17 protein-coding genes and 2 pseudogenes are annotated in these 19,601 nt (G+C 71.4%); 9 read left to right on the top strand and 10 right to left on the bottom strand.

All coding sequences use genetic code 11. The features are described from left to right. Positions 1–148 precede the first annotated feature (148 nt). The 3 genes from IE277_RS35830 (at position 149) to IE277_RS35820 (ending at position 3,045) form a co-directional block, all read left to right on the top strand. Positions 149–871 (top strand): response regulator transcription factor, encoded by a 723-nt coding sequence (locus tag IE277_RS35830; protein ID WP_308433448.1) that lies wholly within the window; start codon positions 149–151, stop codon positions 869–871. Continuing rightward, complete coding sequence (locus tag IE277_RS35825) at positions 872–2,281, top strand: sensor histidine kinase (RefSeq protein WP_189957922.1); 1,410 nt, start codon at positions 872–874, stop codon at positions 2,279–2,281. A gap of 71 nt (positions 2,282–2,352) precedes the next feature. Further along, positions 2,353–3,045 carry a hypothetical protein gene (locus IE277_RS35820; protein WP_189957921.1) on the top strand — a complete coding sequence of 231 codons (693 nt, stop codon included), beginning with the start codon at positions 2,353–2,355 and terminating at the stop codon, positions 3,043–3,045. Positions 3,046–3,111: 66 nt separating this feature from the next. On the opposite strand, the gene IE277_RS35815 is transcribed toward IE277_RS35820, so the two are convergent. The 4 genes from IE277_RS35815 to IE277_RS35800 all read right to left on the bottom strand — a co-directional run bounded on the left by IE277_RS35815 (position 3,112) and on the right by IE277_RS35800 (position 7,240). Further along, a complete protein-coding gene (locus tag IE277_RS35815; RefSeq protein ID WP_189957920.1) occupies positions 3,112–4,941 on the bottom strand; it encodes a phosphatidylglycerol lysyltransferase domain-containing protein in 1,830 nt (609 codons plus the stop codon). Between the two features lie 189 nt (positions 4,942–5,130). Then, positions 5,131–5,406: a hypothetical protein gene (locus tag IE277_RS35810; protein WP_189957919.1), complete on the bottom strand. Its 276-nt coding sequence runs from the start codon at positions 5,404–5,406 to the stop codon at positions 5,131–5,133. Between the two features lie 276 nt (positions 5,407–5,682). Next, positions 5,683–6,294, bottom strand: a complete 612-nt coding sequence (locus IE277_RS35805) for a CGNR zinc finger domain-containing protein (RefSeq protein ID WP_373310964.1) — start codon at positions 6,292–6,294, stop codon at positions 5,683–5,685. A gap of 22 nt (positions 6,295–6,316) precedes the next feature. Beyond that, positions 6,317–7,240, bottom strand: coding sequence for a LysR family transcriptional regulator (locus IE277_RS35800; RefSeq protein ID WP_189957917.1), 924 nt, complete (start codon positions 7,238–7,240; stop codon positions 6,317–6,319). Positions 7,241–7,317: 77 nt separating this feature from the next. Between IE277_RS35800 and IE277_RS35795 the strand changes: the two genes are divergently transcribed. Continuing rightward, complete coding sequence (locus IE277_RS35795) at positions 7,318–8,367, top strand: EamA family transporter (RefSeq protein WP_373310963.1); 1,050 nt, start codon at positions 7,318–7,320, stop codon at positions 8,365–8,367. Beyond that, positions 8,258–8,905, top strand: a complete 648-nt coding sequence (locus IE277_RS35790) for an NAD(P)-dependent oxidoreductase (protein ID WP_189957915.1) — start codon at positions 8,258–8,260, stop codon at positions 8,903–8,905. The genes IE277_RS35795 and IE277_RS35790 overlap by 110 nt, the downstream gene beginning before the upstream one ends. 13 nt (positions 8,906–8,918) lie before the next feature. On the opposite strand, the gene IE277_RS35785 is transcribed toward IE277_RS35790, so the two are convergent. Together IE277_RS35785 and IE277_RS35780 are read right to left on the bottom strand one after the other, a co-directional pair. After that, the gene (locus IE277_RS35785; RefSeq protein WP_189957914.1) at positions 8,919–10,109 is read right to left on the bottom strand and encodes an SPFH domain-containing protein; all 1,191 of its coding nucleotides are present in this window, start codon (positions 10,107–10,109) and stop codon (positions 8,919–8,921) included. Between the two features lie 10 nt (positions 10,110–10,119). Beyond that, positions 10,120–10,371 carry an NfeD C-terminal domain-containing protein gene (locus IE277_RS35780; protein WP_189957913.1) on the bottom strand — a complete coding sequence of 84 codons (252 nt, stop codon included), beginning with the start codon at positions 10,369–10,371 and terminating at the stop codon, positions 10,120–10,122. A 448-nt stretch (positions 10,372–10,819) separates the two neighbouring features. Here IE277_RS35780 and IE277_RS35775 point away from each other — a divergent pair, with 448 nt between their 5' ends. Then, on the top strand, positions 10,820–13,492 hold the full coding sequence (locus tag IE277_RS35775) for a WD40/YVTN/BNR-like repeat-containing protein (protein ID WP_189957912.1): 2,673 nt from the start codon (positions 10,820–10,822) through the stop codon (positions 13,490–13,492). A gap of 85 nt (positions 13,493–13,577) precedes the next feature. Here the strand turns inward: IE277_RS35775 and IE277_RS35770 are convergent, their stop codons facing one another. Continuing rightward, positions 13,578–13,799, bottom strand: a complete 222-nt coding sequence (locus tag IE277_RS35770; RefSeq protein ID WP_189957911.1) for a hypothetical protein — start codon at positions 13,797–13,799, stop codon at positions 13,578–13,580. 4 nt (positions 13,800–13,803) lie between these two features. Between IE277_RS35770 and IE277_RS35765 the strand changes: the two genes are divergently transcribed. Further along, positions 13,804–13,983, top strand: coding sequence for a hypothetical protein (locus IE277_RS35765; protein ID WP_189957910.1), 180 nt, complete (start codon positions 13,804–13,806; stop codon positions 13,981–13,983). Between the two features lie 289 nt (positions 13,984–14,272). Here IE277_RS35765 and IE277_RS35760 read toward each other — a convergent pair whose 3' ends face one another. After that, positions 14,273–16,177, bottom strand: a complete 1,905-nt coding sequence (locus IE277_RS35760; RefSeq protein ID WP_189957909.1) for an exo-alpha-sialidase — start codon at positions 16,175–16,177, stop codon at positions 14,273–14,275. A gap of 750 nt (positions 16,178–16,927) precedes the next feature. On the opposite strand from IE277_RS35760, the pseudogene IE277_RS35755 reads away from it, so the two are divergent. Further along, positions 16,928–17,398 (top strand): annotated as a pseudogene (locus tag IE277_RS35755) (aldo/keto reductase); the annotation flags it as partial. Here IE277_RS35755 and IE277_RS35750 read toward each other — a convergent pair. Further along, positions 17,386–18,243 carry a hypothetical protein gene (locus IE277_RS35750; protein WP_189957908.1) on the bottom strand — a complete coding sequence of 286 codons (858 nt, stop codon included), beginning with the start codon at positions 18,241–18,243 and terminating at the stop codon, positions 17,386–17,388. The pseudogene IE277_RS35755 and the gene IE277_RS35750 overlap by 13 nt on opposite strands. 359 nt (positions 18,244–18,602) lie before the next feature. Between IE277_RS35750 and IE277_RS35745 the strand changes: the two are divergent. Beyond that, positions 18,603–18,950 (top strand): annotated as a pseudogene (locus IE277_RS35745) (tyrosine-type recombinase/integrase); the annotation flags it as partial. A 71-nt stretch (positions 18,951–19,021) separates the two neighbouring features. On the opposite strand, the gene IE277_RS35740 reads toward IE277_RS35745, so the two are convergent. After that, positions 19,022–19,567 (bottom strand): Pycsar system effector family protein, encoded by a 546-nt coding sequence (locus tag IE277_RS35740; protein WP_229882207.1) that lies wholly within the window; start codon positions 19,565–19,567, stop codon positions 19,022–19,024. Between the last annotated feature and the right edge of the window lie 34 nt (positions 19,568–19,601).

Genomic DNA, 19,601 nt, shown 5'->3' with positions numbered 1-19,601 from the left:
CCCGTCCGGCGCAAGGTGAGAGGACGGTAGGGGCGGTCGTCCGGTTGCCTGTGTGACGGTGAGAGGCCGGTAAAAAGCGTGATCGTAGGTCCGCCGGTCCTGACCGAACCGGCGGCGGCCTTGGCAGACTGGGGGCGTGCCCCAGACTGTGCTGCTCGCCGAAGACGACCGTGCCATCCGCCATGCCCTGGAGCGGGCCCTGACGCTGGAGGGGTACGAGGTCACGGCGGTAGCCGACGGCGTGGAAGCGCTGGCGCAGGCCCACAAGACGCCGCCGGACATCCTCCTGCTCGATGTGATGATGCCGGGCATCGACGGCCTCCAGGTCTGCCGGGTGCTGCGCGCCGAGGGCGACCGGACCCCGATCCTCATGCTCACCGCCCTGGTGGAGACCGCCGACCGGATCGCGGGCCTGGACGCCGGCGCCGACGACTACGTGGTCAAGCCGTTCGACGTCGAGGAGGTCTTCGCCCGGCTGCGGGCGCTGCTGCGCCGCACCAGCCCGGTGACCGCCGGCGGCAACGGCGGGGCCGGTGCCGAGACCGGCGGCCGCGAGCCCCAGATCTCCGACCGGCAGGTCGAGGCCGCCGGCATCCGCATGGACCTCCAGGCCCGCCGGGCCTGGCGCGGCAAGCGCGAGCTGGAGCTGACCCGTACCGAGTTCGAGCTGCTGGAACTGCTCGTGCGCAACGCGGGCATCGTCCTCGACCACTCCACGATCTACGACCGGATCTGGGGCTACGACTTCGGGCCCGGCTCGAAGAACCTCGCCGTGTACGTCGGCTATCTGCGCCGCAAGCTCGACGAGCCCGGCGCACCGCAGCTGATCCACACCGTGCGGGGCGTGGGTTACGTGCTCCGGGAGGACTAGGTGGGCCGGCTGCGGCGGCTGCTGGCCCCGGGCCGGCCCAAGCTGGTCTCCCTGCGCACCACCTTCGCCGTCTCCTTCGCGGCCGTCACTGCCGCCGTCACGATCCTCGTCGGCATCCTGTCGTACGGCAGCGCGGCCCGGCTGGTCCGGGTCGACCAGCAGTCGGTGTTCACACAGGTCGTACAGGACGTCCAGGACGAGGTACGGCAGCACGACATGGACCCGGAGGACTTCTCCTCCTCCCGGCCCGGCCATGACCTGGTCCGGCCCGCTCGCACCGATGTGCAGGTGCTCGGCGCGCAGGGCCAGATCGTCGACCACGGCAACCCGAGCCTGCCCGTCACCTCCCGCGACAAGGCGATGGCGCTCGCGACGACGGCCGGGAAGGTGGTCCAGCACAAGGACGTACGGGTCGACGAGGACCTGTTCCGTATCGCCACCGTCTCGCTCGGCGGCGGGCGGGGCGCCGTCCAGGTCGCGCAGGAGTTCAGCGACACCGAGGACCTGCTGCGGACGCTTCAGCAGCGCACGCTGATCCTGATGGCGGCCGTCGTGGTGGCCGCCGGTCTGTTCGGTTGGTGGCTGGCCCGGCGGATCACCCGGCGCCTGGTGATCCTCACCTCCGCCGCCGAGGACGTGGCCCGCACCCGCCGCCTCGGCATCGAGGTGCCGGTGGCCGGGCTGGACGAGGTGGGGCGCCTCGGCCGCGCCTTCGACCGGATGCTCGGCCGGCTCGCGCAGTCCGAGGAGGACCAGCGGCGCCTGGTGCAGGACGCCGGGCACGAACTGCGCACCCCGCTGACCTCCCTGCGGACCAACATCTCCCTGCTCCGGCGCATCGACGAACTCCCGCCGGCCAGCCGCGACGAACTGGTCGCCGACCTCGGCCAGGAGGCGCGGGAACTGACCGACCTGGTCAATGAGCTGGTCGACCTCGCCGCGGGGCAGTCCGACACCGAGCCCCCGCAGCAGGTGGACCTCGCCGACATCGCCGAGGAGGTCGTGGGGGTCGCCCGGCGCCGCAGCGGACGCGAGATCGTGCTGCGCACGAGCGGCGACACGACGACCGACGGGCGACCCGGGATGCTCCAGCGGGCCATGTCCAACCTCGTGGAGAACGCGGCCAAGTTCGACCGGGGCGGAAAGGGGCCGATCGAGGTCGCCATCACCGGCCCGGACCGGCCCGGGACCGTGCGGGTGGAGGTGCTGGACCGGGGGCCCGGTATCGCCGAGGGCGACCTGATCCGGATCTTCGACCGCTTCTACCGGGCCGCCGACGCCCGGTCCCTGCCGGGGTCCGGGCTGGGCCTGTCCATCGTGCGGGAGGTCGCCATGGCGCACGGCGGAGCGCCGTTCGCCTTCCGGCGGGAGGGCGGCGGATCGGTCATCGGGTTCACGGTGGGCGGCTGAGTAGCCGCGCCTATCCCCGGCAGGTAGGCGCGCGCATACGCCGCCTTCCCCGGTGATCGTACGGTCCTCGTATGCCCGAGGAGACGACTGCACCGAGCCCCGCCCCCGCGACCGCCCCCGTCGGTTCCGGGGCCCCTTCCGGTGTGATCGGGTGTCTGGGCTGCGGTGGGCTCGTGCTCGTCCTGATCGCGGTGTTCGTCGTCCAGTTCGGCTGGAAGTCCTGGGAGTCGACGCACCTGGACCGGGTCGCCCCGCAGGACATGGCTGACAAGGCCTTCCGGTACTCCCAGGAGGCGTACACCACGCTGGGGTTCGGCCGGCCGGTACCGCCCGGAGGCGGCGGGCAGGGCGACGGCACGGGGAACGGGTTCAGCGCCGACTACTGCTACGACGGAGGCCTGCTGGGGATGGAGGACAAGACCGTCGACGGCGCCTACCGGCTGAACCACAGCTGGGCGCTGGACCGGGTGCCGGCGGCCCGGGCCGCCGCCGGTCTGCGTCGGCTGCACCAGCGGCTGGCGGACGAGGGCTGGGACATCACGTCGTACCGCGCCGCCGCGAAGGGCGCGGACGGGACGCTCTACGCGAAGCGGGACGGCGGGGACGAGCGGATGTCCTTCGACTGGTCCGCGGACCGGCAGTACTTCACGGGCGGCGCCTCCGTGCCCTGCGCGTACGACCCCGGGTGGCACAAGGGCGACACCGAGTCCTACTCGCCCGACAGCGCCGCCCGGTCGGTGACGGCGCCGGCCCTCGCGCCCTAGGGCCTCGGACCGGCTTCTTCTGCGGCTTCTACGACCGTCAACGGCCTTGACGACCGTCTACGGCTTCTACGACCGTCGTCCGCCGATGCCCGGCAGCTCCAGGAAGCCCTCCGCGCGGGCGCTCGCCAGGCCGATGCGCGGGATGTCGCTGGACTTGGCGAAGAGCAGGAAGCGCGGTTCCCAGACGGGGCGGTACTTGGCGTTGGCCCGGTACAGGGACTCGATCTGCCACCAGCGGGAGAAGAAGGTGAGGGTGGAGCGCCACAGCCGCAGGACGGGGCCCGCGCCGAGGCGGGCGCCGCGCTCGAAGACCGAGCGGAACATCGCGAAGTTCAGCGACACCCGCTTGATGCCCAACTCCTTGGCCTGGAGCAGGAGTTCCACCACCATGTACTCCATCAGGCCGTTCTCGCTGTCGCGGTCGCGGCGCATCAGGTCCAGCGAGAGCCCGTGCTCGCCCCAGGGGACGAAGCTGAGCAGGGCGCGCGGTTCGTCGTTCGCGTCACGGCACTCCAGCATCACGCAGCGGCCGTCCACCGGGTCGCCGAGGCGGCCGAGGGCCATGGAGAAGCCGCGTTCGGTGGCACCGTCGCGCCAGTCGTCGGCGCGCTTGACGAGCAGGTCCATCTCCTCGGCGGGGATGTCCTCGTGGCGTCGGACCCGGACCGTGTAGCCGGCCCGCTTGACCCGGTTGTGGGCCTGGCGGACCACGCGCATCGCCCGGCCGTCGAGGGTGAAGTCCGCGATGTCCACGATCGCCTCGTCACCCAGTTCCAGCGCGTCCAGGCCGTGCCGGGCGTAGATCGTGCCGGCCTCCTCGCTCGCGCCCATGACCGCCGGGGTCCAGGCGTGCCGGCGGGCCTCGGTGAGCCAGGCCTCGATGGCGCCGGGCCAGGCCTCGGGGTCGCCGATCGGGTCGCCGGAGGCGAGGGAGACGGCGCCGACGACACGGTAGGTGACGGCTGCCTTGCCGGTGGGGGAGAAGACGGCGGCCTTGTCGCGGCGCAGCGCGAAGTAGCCGAGGGAGTCCCGGGCACCGTGCTTGGCGAGCAGCGCGCGCAGCTTCTCCTCGTCCTCGTCGGTGAGCAGCTTGCGGCCGCGCGGGGAGCGGAAGCAGGCGTACAGGACCAGGCAGAAGACGGCGGCCAGCAGCAGGTTGATGATGATGTCGGCCCAGCGGGGCGCGTGCACGGAGTCGACCCGGTCGGCGAGCGGGCCGACGCTGATGCCGCGCAGCAGGGTGTAGGCCAGCTCCTCGAACGGAGGGGCGCCGCCCGGCACCTTGTTGGTGGCGTGGACGAGCAGCGTGCCGAGACCGCCGGTCGCCAGCACACCGCCGGCGCCGACGGCCAGCGCGAGCCGGGGGTTGGAGGGGTCGCCGACGGCGTTGAACTCCCGGCGGCCGATCAGCAGCGCGGCCACGAAGAGGCCGGTGAGGGCGGTGGAGACCCAGTTGAAGACGTGGTCGCGGAACGGGTGCTGGGTGAGGGCGAGGACGTAGAGCGCGAACAGCGGGCCGGCCAGCAGCATGTTGACCACCCACGCGGCCCGCTTCCCGCGCCGCATCACCAGTGCCAGGAAGATCGCCGCCGCGGCCGAGACCAGGCCCGCGGTGGCCAGGTACGGGGTGAAGAACTGGCCGGAGTGGTGTGCGTGCGCTTGCACATGCCGGGCGGTGAAGAGCTTGCCGTCGTTGTGTTCCTGGACCTCTTTGCGGAACGGGAGCGACAGGACCGCGATGATGTTGAAGACGGCGATCAGCCGCAGGTACCAGACGCTGGCCGTGGCCGCGCGTGCGCGCAGACGGGGTCCTGGCTGGGGCAGCTGCGGGGTGCGGCGCGAACCGCGCTGGGCGGGGACCTGCGCGGAGGTCATGGTCTGCTGTTGAGCCGACATGGTGACTGGTCACCTTGGGAGAGGGAAGGGACGGATGACCCCGGACGGGGCTCCCTGACCCTACAGCTTGTAGGGTAGCGCGACCGGCGGCCGTGCGGGGTCGTACGGGACAGGAGCGTACCGACAATCGCTCTTACCCGGTCCCCGCATGCCGCGCCTCTTACCGGGCTTTACCAGGTCTTACACGCCTTACCGGGGTCTTCTCGCGGCGCGCCGGGCCGCCACCAGGTGCCAGGCCAGGTTGCCCACCGCGGCGCCGGCCGCGACCGCGGCGACGATCACACCGCCGGTCGCGAGCCCGTCGCTGAACAGATGCGGGCGCCGGTCGAGGCTGTGCAGGCCGAAGCCGCACAGCTCGTAGACGCCGACGGCTGCGATGAGGAGGCTGACGACGAGGAGGGCCAGCGTCGGCGCGAGCGCGCGCAGATGGACCTCCTCACCTGCTTCCGTTTCCGTGTCCTGCATGGATCCCCCGGTGAACAGACGAATGAGATGAACGGCCCTGCGGCCACTGGCGGTTGGGAACCTACAATACGTAGGGTCCGGATCGGTCGGTGCCGACGACGTCCGGCCGGGCCGCGGGCGCGGCCGCTCCATGATGGCCGAGGACGCGGACACGGCGGTGCGGGGCGCGCTGACGGTGCGCGCCGCGGACATTGTCGTCGACGGCGCGCCGAGTAAGACGCGAGTGAGACCGGACTCACCTGTGCGACGGCACAGGCGCTCGGGATGCCCGGTGTCTCAGGACTCCTCGGTGCGCCCCGTGCGGCGGGCGTAGGCGCGGGCCGCGCGGGCGCGGTCGCCGCAGCGGGTGGAGCACCAGTGGCGGCGGCCGTGGCGGAGCAGATAGCGGTTGCAGGGTGCGGAGCCGCACGCGGTCAGCCGGTCGGCGTCGGGGCCGGTGAGCAGATCGGCGGCGTCGGCGGCGAGCGCGGCGAGGGCGTGCTCGACGATCTGGGTGGTCGGGTGCGCCGCCGCCCGGTACAGGCCGCGGTCGGCGGACCAGTGCAGCAGCGAGGCAGCGGGGGCGCGGGTGAGCGCGTCGTTGACGGCGTCCAGGGCGTCGGCGGGGGCGGGCCGGTCGCCGACCCGGGCGGCGAGCAGGGCGCGGATCTGCTCCCGCAGGGCGCGCAGCCGGGCCGCGCAGATCTCGCGCAGACCGGCGTCGACGGGGGCGAGACCGCGGCGCACGAGCCAGTCCTGGGCGGCGCCGGGTGTGTCCAGCAGGTCGACGAGCTGCCCGCCGGGCAGGGCGACGGCACTGTTGGCGAGATCCAGGGCGACGTACCGCTCCGCGCCCGGCGCCGGCGGGCACGGCGCGGGGTGGGCCGTCGCGCTCACGCTCTCTGTCACGGGTCTCATGGTACGTCTCGCGTCATCCATGAGGAGCCCTTGCTGTCCCCTTGGGGCTTTCCGGTGTTCTGACGCCGAGGACGTCGAGCATCGCCCGGGTGGCCGGGCTGGGATTGAAGCGGCTCCAGGCCAGATACTCCAGCCGGCGCGGCCCGTCGACCACCGGGACCAGCGCCAGCCGGGGATCCTCGGCGGCGAGCGGCCGGATGTACGCCGACGGCAGCAGCGCGACGCCGAGCCCGCGCGCGATCAGCCGGGTGATCAGTTCCACCACGCCCGCCTCGTACGCCACGTCCCGGGCCAGACCCGCCGCGGCGAACGCCTGGTCGGACTGGGCGCGGGCGGGCGTCCCGGTCACGAAGTCCACGAACGTCTCCCCGGCGATCCGGTCCAGCGTGACCCGGGCGGCGCCCGCCAGCCGGTGCCCGGCCGGCACCACCAGGACATGCCGGTCGTGATCGAGGACGACGGTCTCCAGACCGGCCGGCCGCTCGCCCTCCGGCAGACCGAGGAAGGCGATGTCCAGTTCCCCGGCGCGGATCGCCGCCGCCAGCTCGTCGCTGCGCCCGGACCGCAGGACGACCTGCACATCGGGGTGCCGGGCCCGGTACCGCTGCAGCAGCTCCGGCACGTCCACGGCGGCCGTGGTCACGATCACGCCGACCGCCAGCCGCCCGCGTACGACACCGGTCGCGGCGGCGGCGTCGGCCACCGCGCGGTCGGCGGCCGCCAGACACTCGCGGGCGCCGACCAGGAACGCCGCGCCGGCCCCGGTCAGCTCGACCCGGCGGCTGGACCTGGCGAACAGCCGCACCCCCAGCTCCCGCTCCAGCGCCGCGATCCGGTGACTGAGCGCGGACTGCACCACCTGGCACCGCTCCGCGGCCCGGGTGAAGTTGAGGGCGTCGGCGACGGCGACGACGTAGCGCAGCTGCTGAAGGTCCACGGATCAATCGTTCTCCTTCATGGCTGCGATGACAACCATGCTTTGGATTCATGATGATGCCCGCCGAGACTTCCCCCATGCATCGCTGTGAGGCGCAGGCGACGACCGTCCTGCTGACCGCGCTGGCCCCCGCGTCCTGGGGCACCACCTACGTCGTCACGACCCGGCTGCTCCCGCCCGGGCACCCGCTGTTCGCGGGCCTGATGAGGGCCCTGCCCGCCGGGCTGCTCGCGCTGGCGATCACCCGGGTGCTGCCGCGCGGCGCGTGGTGGTGGAAGACCGCCGTCCTCGGCGTCCTCAACATCGGCGCCATGCCCCTGCTGTTCGTGGCCGCCGAACGGCTGCCCGGCGGGGTCGCCGCCACCCTCGGCGCCGCCCAGCCGCTGCTGGTCGCCGGGCTGGGACTCGCGGTGCTCCACGACCGGCCGACGGTCCGGCGGCTGGTCTGGGCCGTGCTCGGGGTGCTCGGAGTGGGCCTGGTGGTGCTGGGGCCGGCGGCCCGGCTGGACGCCGTGGGCGTGCTCGCCGGCCTCGGGCATACGACGACCATGGCCGGCGGGGTCGTCCTCACCAAACGCTGGGGGCGCCCGCCGGGCGTGGGCCCGCTGGCCCTCACCGGCTGGCAACTGGCCGTCGGCGGACTGCTGTTGCTCCCGCTCACCCTGGCGGTCGAGGGGGTGCCGCAGCGGATCGACGCGGGTGCCGCCGGCGGTTATCTGTGGCTCGGCAGCATGGGCGGACTGATCGCCTACACGCTGTGGTTCCGCGGGATCGGCCGGTTGCCGGTCGCCGCGTCCGCCCCGCTGGTGCTGCTGTCCCCGCTGGTCGCGACCGTCATCGGGCTCACCCGGGGCGAGTCGTTGAGCCTGCTCCAGACCCTGGGTTTCGCCCTCGCGCTGACCGCGCTGGTCGCCGCGCAACTCGGCCCCACGGCACGGAAGAACACCGGAACGAAGGAGGAGAGATCCGATGACGAGAGGTATGGCGAGAGGCACGGTGAGCGGAGCGACGAGGGGCATGACGGTCGCCGTGCTCGGGGCCACCGGGATGGTCGGTGCCCGGGTGGTCACCGAGGCGAGCGCGCGCGGACACCGGGTGCTGGCGCTGTCGCGCAAACCGGCGAGTGAGGACCCGGACGTGACGCCGGCCGCGGTCGACGCCACCGACCCGGCGGCACTGCGGGACGCACTGGCCGGATCGTCCGCCGAGGCCGTCGTACTGGCCGTGCGGACGTTCCCGGCCGACCAGGACTTCCTGGTCGGCGCCACCCGCACGGTGCTGGACACGGCCGCGCGGCTCGGGATCCGCGTCCTGGTGGTCGGCGGCGCCGGCGCCCTGCGCAGCCCCGGCGACCGGGAGTTGCCCGTCGCCGAGAACCCCCGCTATGTGCCGGCCGGACACCGGGCCGTGGCGCTCGCCGGCATCGCCCAGCTGCACGCCTGCCGGGCCCACGCCGGAGCCGACTGGGTCTACCTGAGCCCGCCCGCCGTACTGGAACCCGGCGCCCGCACCGGCCGCTACCGGCGCGGCACCGACACCCTGCTCCTCGGCGCCGACGGGCAGTCCCGGATCAGCGCCGAGGACTTGGCGGTCGCGGTGCTCGACGAACTCGAAAGCCCCGGCACCGACCGGCACTTCACGGTGACCGAGACCCGCGGGCCGTAGGGCCGGGCAGGTCCTAGTCCATGTCCACCGGGCCGTCGTCGGAGCGCTGCTCCTTGCCCGAGCGCAGCTGGAGCAGGCCGCTGTTCTTGTTCTCCTCGGGGCCGGGGCGGCGGTCGGACGCGTCCGGGCCGCTCAGGTTCTGCCGGACCGAGTCGAGGATCGTCAGACCCTGGGACACCAGGCCGGCGGCGATCTCACCGAGGCCGTCCGCGCCGTTCAGGACGTTGACGTTGGCGCCGGCCAGGCCGCCGGCGGCCTCCTTCACGATCTGCGGGAGCTGGTCGATCAGCATCCGGTCCAGCGCGACCCGGTCGTAGGAGGCCGCGGCCTCCGCCTGGATCTTCATGCGCTGGGCCTCGGCCGCGGCGAGGATCCTGACCCGCTCGGCCTCGGCCTCGGCGGGCTTGACGACCTCGGCCACCAGCTGCTGCTGGCGCAACTGAGCCTGCCGCTGGGCCAGTTCGGTCTGCGCGTCCAGCACCTCCTGCTGGGCGTGCGCCTGCGCCAGCGGCCCGGCCTGCGAGGCCTGCGCCTGGGCGCGGTCCACCTCGGCCGAGTACTCGGCCTGGACGACCGCGGTCTGCCGGGCGTACTCGGCCTGCTTGCGGGCCGCCGCCTGCTCGGCCTCGGCCGAGGCCTGCGTGGCCTGCGCCTGGGCGATCTGGGCCTGACGCTGGATGGCCGCCTTGTGCGGGGCGGACATCGCGGCGATGTAACCGGTGTCGCCGTCGTCGATCGACTGGATCTGCAGCGAGTCGACGATCAGGCCGATCTTCGCCATCTCCACCTTCGAGGTGTCGAGGACCTCGGCGGCGAGCTTCTGCCGCTCGGTGACGATCTCCTCGACCGTCATCGAGCCGATGATCGCCCGCAGATGGCCGGCGAAGATCCGGCCGGTGAGCACCGACATCTGCTCCTGGTCGGAGAGGAAGCGCTGACCGGCGTTGATGATGCTCTCCTGGTCGTTGCCGACCTTGAAGGCGATGACGGCGCGGACGTGCAGGGCGATGCCCTGCTTGGTCACGCAGGTCTCGGTGACCTCGGACTCGCACATCGCCAGGGAGAGGAAGCGGGTCTTCCGGAAGAACGGGACCACGAACTTCCCGTGCCCCGTCACCACTCGGAACGGCGCGCCCCCCAGTCCCCGCCGGCCCCCCGAGATCAACATCGCCTCGTCGGGAGCGGGAACGCGGTATCCGAACATGCTCTACTCCTCAGCTCGCGCCGGCGGTGTCCCCGCCGAGCGCGTCCAATGGATCCACCCACTCGATGACACCGACCTCGCGGCATCCCCGTGATTCGATCACGAGGACCGTAGCGCCCACGGGCAGGGGATCCTCGGACCATGCCAGGAACGTCTCGGAGCCGCCGCGGACCCGCACGAGGACCTCACCGGGGCCCGCGGTTCCACGCGTCCCGATGAGCACCTTGCCCATACAGCCGACCACGGCCTCGTCCTGCGTCATCACCGGCCGTCCTCCTCGTCCTGACCTCAGAACTCCGACGATAGACCCAGTGGGGCCGGTACCCAACGGACTGGTCGGGGGAGCCTTCGCGGCGTGCTCGGTAGCCACAGCGGTCGAGCGGTAGCCACAGCGGTCGAGCGGTAGCCACAGCGGTCGAGCGGCCGTGACAGGGCGCGCCCGCACAGACGCAGCCCGTTCCCGACGTCGGCGGCACCGCCGAACACCCGCCGGCGCACGCGGGCCGCCGCCCGTGGCACCCATGCGGCAGCCCGCTGATCGAAGGCCCGCCCCAAGGAGGCCGCGTCCAGCGCGACTTCGGATCCAGGTGAGCCGCAGGGTAAACAGCGTGCCATTTTTCGTGTGAGCCCTTTGTGCAGCTGTTGTGGTCACGCCAAGATCCGGTCTGCGCCGGGACACTCGCATTTGCCCGGTGCAGGGAGGAGCGGGCATGTTGCGCCCGAAGCACCAGCGACGGTTCATGACCTGCACCGTCGTCGCGGCCGCGTTCGGACTGGTCAGCACCCAGGCGTTCGCGGCGTCGCACGACGCCGGACCCCGGCCCTGGCAGGCGCGCCACCAGGCCGCCATCGGCCGGCAGCACATCAGGGCGGTGCACGCGGGCCACGGCATGTCCGCGTTCGCCGCGGAGGGCGACGACGACGGCGCCGACGAGGCGGAGAACTCCGCCGAGTCGACAGCACAGTTCACCGAGGCGCGCACCGCACCCGGCGTGGTCGCGCCCGGCGCCTACGGTGCGGCCTGGCAGCAACTGCAGTCGATGCGGCACACCAGCGGCAGCTGGGACCACGTCACCAAGAAGGCGTACAACGGGGACGACCCCCGCTACCGCGATGTGAACTCCAACTCCAGCGGTGGCGCGGGCAAGGTGACCGGCCGGATCACCGGCATCGCCGCCGACGACCAGGGCTATGTGTACGCGGGCGGTGCCAACGGCGGTGTCTTCCGCTCCACCACCGGCGGCGGACACTGGAAGCCGATAGCCGACAGGCTGCCGTCCCTGTCGACGGGCACCCTCGCCCTGGACGGCCGGCAGCGGCTCTGGTACGCCACCGGCGAGTCCAACACCGGGGCGACCTCGTTCGTCGGCACGGGCGTGTACGTCCTGAAGGACCCGCGCCACGGCCGGTTCCAGCCCGGCGACCGCGTGGGCGGCGCCGAGCTGGAGTCCACCGTCATCCACGCCCTGCGCTTCGCGGGCACCAAGGTGTGGGCGGCCACCAGCACCGGCGTCTGGTCGCACTCCACGACCACCCTGTCGGGGCCCTGGAAGCACGAGTTCGCCCCCAACCCGGACTATCTGCCGGGCGGTTCGAAGGCGGACGACCCGAGTGCGCCGTACAAGAACATCGCCAACGACATCGCCGTGGATCCGAAGGACCCCTCCAAGGTCCTGCTCGCGGTCGGCTGGCGCGGCGGCGACACCTACAACGGCCTGTACGCCCAGCAGGACGACGGCAGCTGGAAGCCGGCCGGCGGGCTCGGCGACCTGCCCACCAGCAGTGCCGACGTCGGCAACATGACCTTCGCCGCGGCGGCCGACGGCTCGCGCCTGTACGCCGTCGACCAGTCCCCGGCGCAGATGGCGGCCAACCCGGACAGCGGGCTCAAGGGCGTGTACGTCTCGAAGAACGGCTCGCCGTTCGGCCCGTGGACGCTGATCGCGGACTACACCAAGCTGAAGGCGTCCGGATCCGCCCTGCAGACCGCGGGCTACATGCCCGGCATCCAGTCCTGGTACAACCAGTTCCTCCAGGTCGACCCGACCGACGCCGACCACCTCTACCTCGGCCTTGAAGAGGTCTTCGAGACCAAGAACGCCGGCCAGAGCTGGACCACCCCGGGGCCGTACTGGAACTTCCCCTTCCCCTGCTGGAGCATCGACCCGGCCAAGCAGACCGGTGACTGCTCGCCCACCGTCCACTCCGACCAGCACGCGGTCGCGATCGGCAGCTACAAGGGCAGGACGTGGGCGTACGTCGGCAACGACGGCGGCATCTACCGGCGCCCGCTCAACGGTGCGGTCGACTCCGGCGGCCACGCCAAGGACTGGCAGTCCCTCAACGACGGCACCCTCGATACCCTCCAGTACTACTCCGTGGGCGTCGGCAAGGACCTCACCTACGGCGGCGTCTCGGTGACCGGCGGGCTCCAGGACAACGGCCAGTCCATCCTGCGCGGCCGTGACAAGGTGATGGGCTCGAACTTCGGCGGCGACGGCGGCGACACGATCGCCGACCCCGCGAATGGCTGCAACATCGCTGCCGAGTACGTGTACCTGGACATGTGGGTCACCCAGAACTGCGGTGTCAACGACGGATCGTGGTCCACGGACCCGTCCAAGGCCACCGAGTACGAGGTCGCCCCGCCGGACAAGGACCTCGGTGGCGCGGGCGCCCGCTTCATCGCCCCGATCACCGCCGACGCCAAGGACGCCAACACGTGGATCGCCGGCGGCCGGCACGTGTGGGTGAACACCAAGGGCTACGCCATCCGCTCCGGCAAGGAGTGGACCAACGCCTACGACCTCGGCGACGGCCACGTGGCCACCGCCGTGGCCTCCTCCGGCGGCACGGTCTACGTCGGCTGGTGCGGGCCCTGCAACAACCAGGGCTTCACCCGCGGCATCGCGGTCGGCAACGCCGACGGCACCGGCTGGCACCAGTTGAATCTCCCGGTCGACGGCACGATCCCGAACCGCTACATCTCCGGCTTCGAGGTCGACCCGGCCGACGCCCAGCACGTCTACGTGGCGGTCAACGGCTTCTCCCGCAAGTGGACCGAGGGCCCGGGCGCGGGCGTGGGCCACGTCTTCGAGTCGAAGGACGGCGGCGCGAGCTGGACGGACATCTCCGCCAACCTGCCCGACGTCCCCGCCGACACGGTCAAGCTCCTGCCGGACGGCGGCCTCGCCCTCGGCACCGACCTGGCGAGCTTCTACCGGCCCGCTGGGGCCACGAAGTGGCTGGTCCTGGGGCACGACCTGCCCACCACGGCCGTGATGCAGCTGCGTCTCGGCCCGGACGGCAAGCTGTACGCCGCCACCCACGGGCGGGGCATCTGGTCGTTCGACGTACGGCGCCCGGGCGGCCGTAAGGACTGATCACGACCCGGTACGGCTCTGTCGTACGACGACGGCCGGTGCGCACCCCGTTCCCGGGGGCGCACCGGCCGTCCGGCGTCCGGGCTCACTGCACCGGGTACGCCGCCACGCTCAGCCGAAGTGTGAAGAACGGCGCGCTCTCGGGACCCCAGGTCACGGTCACCGCCCCGATCCGCGCGGCCCGCACCGTGACCCGGGTGACGCCCTTGTCGTCGGTGGCGGACGAGGTCACCAGCGCCAGCATCGGATTGCTGCTGCGCGGCTGAGGCCAGGGTCCGTGGGCGCCGGGCTCCAGAACGACGGTCACTGTCGTGCCCGATCGCACGCACAGGTTCCGGACGGAGGCGTCCCCGGTGCTGTGGGTGATCGTGGCGGAGCCTGCCGCGCAGCCCGACGAGGCGGAGGGCGTGGCACGGCCCGTCGCGGTGTCCCTCGGGGGCGGCGACGGAGTCCCGGGAGGCGCTGTCGCCGACGGAGCCGAGTCGGACTGATCGGACTGATCGGACGGGGAGGCGCCGCCACTGCTTCCGCAGGCGGTCAGCAGGCAGGCGACCGCGATGACGGCGGCCCCGAACCACGGCCGCCCGTGCCCCGGTCCGCGCCCTGGCTGCTCCGGCGCCACAACCGCCTCCTCACGTCGCCGCACGCCACTGAGACGTCACTGTGACGTCCTGCCCTGACGGCCGGTTCCTGTACCCGTATACAGGTGGTGCGTACCCGTATACAGGTGCCGCGCCCCGGCGTTGCCGCCGGAGCGCACGCACCGTGTGCCGTTCCAGGTCAGTGCCGGGTCGGCAGGGGCTTCGTGATGTGCGGTGCGGAGACGGTGACGGCGCCGCGGGTGGTGGAGGCGGTGCTGCCGCCGGTGACGGTGAGCGGGCCGGCGGTGTAGAGGGCCTCGTCGAAGGCTTGTCCGCCCGCCGGTGCCTTGCCGACGGCGAAGGCGGAGACCGCCTTGCCGCCGATGACGGAGGTGGAGATGTAGTCGCCGACCATGCTGCCCTGGGTGGAGTCGGCGATCTGGGACAGGGACATCGGCCCCGCGACGGCGGTCGGACTGCTCCAGGTGCTGCCGCCGTTGGCGGAGGAGACGTATCCGACCTTCAACTGGCAGGTGGAAGCGGTGCAGTTGGCGTTCGGGTAGAAGTAGTAGTAGAGGCCGATCTTCGCCGTCGTGCCGGAGGTGGCGGGGTCGATGCCGATGCCCGGGATGAAGTGGTCGACGCCGCTGGTGGTGGCGTCGATGGGGACCCGGGTCACGGCCGACCAGGTGGTGCCGTCGGCGGACGTGGCGTAGACGATGTCGTTGGCGGGGCAGCCGGAGCGGAAGCGGCAGTCCTGCCAGGCGACGTAGATCCTGCCGGAGCCGTCGATCTCGGCCGACGGCAGACCCTCACCGTCGCGCAGGTTGCCGGCCACGCCGTGGCTGGTGACGTTGGCGATCAGCGTGCTGGAGGACCAGCTGGCGCCGCCGTCGGCGGAGCTGAAGGCGCGGACCGAGGATCCGTTGGCGGAGTAGGGGACCACCACCGTGCCGCCTGGCTGGACCAGGGGCTGGCCGCCCAGGCCGCTCGGGCCTCCGGACGGTGCCGCCGGCGCCGACCAGGTCGCGCCGCCGTCGGTGGAGCGGCTCATCACCACCGCGTTGCCCGAGGACGTGACGTCGACCTCGACGTAGCAGGTGCCGTAGTACGGGCTGGAGGCGGAGTTGTCGCAGACGATCCACTCCTTGTCGTAGCCCCGGCCGTCGTTGCCGACCGCGATCACCGGGTTCTGCCAGCTCGTGCCGTTCGTGGAGCGGCTGACACTGACCCCGGCGCCGTTGACGCTGGAGTCGATGACCAGCCCGGCCACCATCCAGGTGCCGTGCCTGGCGTCGTAGGCCACGGCCGGGTCGGAGACGCGGGCCCAGCTACCGCCCTGGTAGGTGGTGATTCCGGGCAGCATGCCGTGCTGCCAGGTGGTGCCGCCGTCGGTGGAGGTGTTCCAGCCGATGTCGGAGGAGCCGCCGTCGGTGAACCGGCCGACCTGGGAGGAGGCGACGATCGTGTTGCCGTACGCGAAGGTGTCCGGTTCGAGTTCGGTGGCGTGCTGGCTGGAGCTGTTGGTGAAGGGGTCGCTGCTGATCTGGGTCAGGCCGGGTGGCGGCGTGGCCGTGGTGAAGGCGACGTCGTCGTAGAGCGTGTAGGTGGCGTCACCTGCGTAGTTGTCGTCGTGACTGACCAGCTTGAGGGTGTAGCTGTGCCCGGCGGTCACGGCCGAGGCGACCTGCTTCCAGCCCTGGCCGTTGGTGCAGGTCTTGGCGAGAACGGTCGTCGTCGTGCCGGCCGTGGTGTCGGCCAGGGTCGCCGTCGCCCAGTCGTACGTCACCGTGTCGGGGCAGGTGACGCTGTACCAGAAGGACAGCTGACTCGCGCCGGCCGGCGCCGTGAAGGTCTGGGCGATCGAGGAATCACCGCTGGTGGGGGAGGTGCCGCCGACGCGGGCGGCGTAGGTGCCGCTGTGAGCAGCGGAGCCGGCCACGGAGGTGGTCCCGGCGGACGTCCAGCCGGTGAGGCTGCCGGACTCGAAGCCGCCGTTGGAGACATCGGCGAGCGCCGGGTGAGACGCGAGGAGCAGACCGCCTGATGCGAGCAGAGCGGTGGTGGCGGTCGCCACGGATCTGCGGACAGCAGTGCGCGACATGAGGAGACACCTTGTCGTCGATGGGACGCCCCCGAGACGAGGGCGTTCGAGGTGAGTTCGAGGTGAGTTCGAGGTGAGGCGGACCTGAGGCGGACCAGCGGCGCACGTTGGCCGGCCCGTGTGGTTGCGTCGTGGCTGAAGAGCCGGTGGTGTTGTCCCTGAGCACCCTGGAGCCGACCACCGACGCGCGGTGGAGACCGTCCCACGGCCCGTTCCACGGCCCGGCCCACGGCCATCGACGGGTAGCCGCCCCAGCGGCTGCACGCCTGGGCCGCGGGGACGGCGAGCCAGAGGCCGGGAACAGCGGTGGGGATCGCAGTGGGCGCGGCTGTCCGGCCGCGCCCGCGTCTGGACCGGGACACGGAACATCCTTTCGGGCAGCCGGAGTTCACCCCGGCATGTGGGGAGAGAAGGACGTTCACGCCGATGGAGCGCGCGTTCGCAGTCCGGGATGCTTGCACCGGACATGTCACGCATCAAGAGAGGCGGCGGCTATATCGCGCCAGGCAATGGAGAATTTACGCGGTGCGGTCAACTCACAGTAAAAACACAGGGTTTCCCCTGTGTCGGCACGGGGGTTGCCCTGTATCGCCCGTCACGAGCACCTGAGCGCCGCCCCGACGCTCATATGCCCCGGATATGCCCTGGGGGCCGGCTCGCTGGAGGGCACCCTCCTCTATCGGGAGGGGCGGGGCTGTTGAGGGCTCGGGCGGCTTCCGTCAGTAGGTGGCGTGGGCACGCCAAGGTCGCGACGCCACAGCAAAGGGGCTGTGCGCCGCCTGGGGTATCGCGTCCTGGAGCCCGTCACCGCTGCTGAACCTGATCGACGCGACCGTACCGAGGCCATCGGTCCTCATGATCCGCGCTGGATTACTTGTCGGCGCCAGGACACTGGAGGCCGCGGACGCCCTCATCAGGGCCTGGAATCTGGGTTGTGCCGATGTCTGGGGGATGAGCCCTTTCGGAGGCAGCACGAGTGCCCCCGTGTGGGACAGGTTCGATCCTCGGGTCTTCCTCCGGGACAGCCGCCGGCTCTCCCGCGTCCAGGCAGCGTTCAGCGCCGCCTATTACCTTCCGCGGGTCGGATCTATCGCCGTCGGCACCGACGAACCGAGCCACTTGCGCGAGCTCGTCGGCGGCCTGGCTGCCCAGGTCGAGGAGCGGACCGTCCAGGAGTACCGGCGGCTCCTTCGGGACCGATCGCGTGATCAGACTGCCTGAAGCTCCTTGGTGATCTGCTCGGCCATGCGCTGCGCCGGCTTCAGCCGAGGGTCCTCCGGGTGCGCGTACGGCCCAAGGATCTTCGAGCAGACGAACAGCGTCATCAGCTTGCCGTCCCGACTCTCGAAGTCCCGCCGACGTTCACTCTGCACGCGATCGGCGAGAGAGGGGACGGCAAGCGAGCCTGCCCACAGGGAGGCGGAATCCAGCCCTTGCGGGGCGTTCCCCCAGTCCTCCCAATCGAAGAGGCTGAAGACTGGAGCGGTCACGTTGGCCCAGTTCAGGTCGGCGTGAGCCGGGACCCAGCGTTGGACGGTCGTGTCGAAGCCGCCGGGGAAGATCCCTCGGATGGACTCGGTGATCAATGCCTCTGTGATGGTGTCGGTGTCGGGCGTGGCGACCCGCCCCGTCTTATGAGCCGCCAGCGCGTCCAGTGAGGCGTTCATCGCCTCCCACCACTCGTCCGGAAGTTCCGGGGCATCACTCACGACGGCACTTCCGACGGGAGCGGCCGGCAGGAGGTCCGTTTCGTCGGCCCGCCACATCACGGGGTCGTCCACGTCCCGCCAGACCACACATCCCTGCCATGCCGGCTGGGCGACGCCCTCCAGACGGGCGGCGCACTCGGTGGCGTTCCACCCTTGATCGGTGACCTTGTCGAGCAAGCGCCGTTCGACGCGGACCCAGGTATCGCGGTCTGTTCGGGCTCCCACGGAACGGCGCTTGCGCACCACCGTTTCCGGAAGGAAACGCACCTGCAGAGACCGCGCGACGCGATCAAGAACCTCATCAACCGGCTGCACCCGTAGATCAACAGCCTGAAGGGCGGACACCGAGAGCGTCATACGCGCGACCGTAGCAGTGAGGAGGGCCAAGCAGATGTCGATAGCGGTGCCGTCACGCTTCTCAGGTTCGGTCGACAGGCATGCAACGACCTGGTGCGCACAGGCCCGGGGCGTCCCGATGCCCCGGGCCGCACCAAGAATTCGAGCGTCTACCGCATTGCTTTCGGCGTGGGCCGCAAGGGCGTCCTTCTCAGGGGCAGCGGAGCCAAGGCCCGATATCCGTTGCCCCCGTGGTCTTTGGCTCGACACGCCGCTGCCATGAGGATCTTCGTGCGAGAGGACGGAGGTCTCAGGCGCGGCTCCTGAGTCGTCCCCGCCGAGACGAAGCAGACGCTTGGCGCCTATGCGCAGAAGTGGCACGCGCCCTTGCCGCTGTCGGCGTCATACTTCCCCGCGAGCGCGGAGCCAGGTACCTCCAGGCGGCGCCGGAAGACGGCATGCACGCCCTCCGGCACGCGTACGCCTCCGTGCTCCTGGACGCGGGGGAGAGCATCAAGGCGCTCTCCGAATACCTCGGCCACTCGGACCCGGGCTTCACGCTGCGGACGTACACGCACCTGCTGCCGTCCAGCGAGATCCGCACCCGTAAGGCGATCGATGACGCCTTCACCGAGGCCAACGCTGAAGACCGAGGTAGCGCTTCCGATGGTGGGGGCACATCCGTGCCTACACCGCAAGCAACGTGCCAGCGCGCACTGGCCGCCTGACAGCCTCTTCCGGCGCATGACGAGAGGGGGCGGTGGGCGAAACGACCTGCATCGATTGGCTTGTTCGCCGCTCAGACTGCTGCCAGCACGCTCCCCCCAAGGGCAATCGTTCCGAGGAGGAAGCAGACAAGTCCTGTCCTGATCCATCGGTGCTTGGCCGCGACGATGTCGCTCGTGTTGCGGAGCGCGATCACCAGGCCGGACATCTGTTCCTCTTCGGTGGTGCGCAGAGCATCAGCGAGTACTCCGGAATCCGCGGCGCGACGGATGTCGAGGAAATACGTCAGGGGACTGCCGGCCCGCCACTGGCTCGCCCGGTAGCGAGGGGCTGTCGCGAACAGTAGAAAGCCCAGCGCAAGAGCCCAGGTCAGAGCGCTGGCCGCGCCCAGGGTTCGACTGAAGCCTGTGGCTGGCATCCTGCTCCAGTACGTGCTCAGGACGACTCCGACACACACACCCAGCGCGCCAATGAGAACGGATGCCTTGGTGTCGGCACGGCCGATTTCGGTTCGCACCTCGGCCAGCAAGCGTTCCGCGGCATGCACACCTGCGTGATCGGAATTGAGCGTTGGGGCGGGCCCGTGAGAGGAGGACGTTGTGCTCGTGACACCCATCATCTTCGGTTCTCCTGACATCGATTCCGGTTGGAGA

The sequence above is a fragment of the Streptomyces alanosinicus genome (assembly GCF_014650595.1).
Taxonomy (GTDB): domain Bacteria; phylum Actinomycetota; class Actinomycetes; order Streptomycetales; family Streptomycetaceae; genus Streptomyces; species Streptomyces alanosinicus.
Note: the sequence above shows the minus strand (reverse complement) of the source record. Positions and strands in the feature narration are given on the sequence as shown.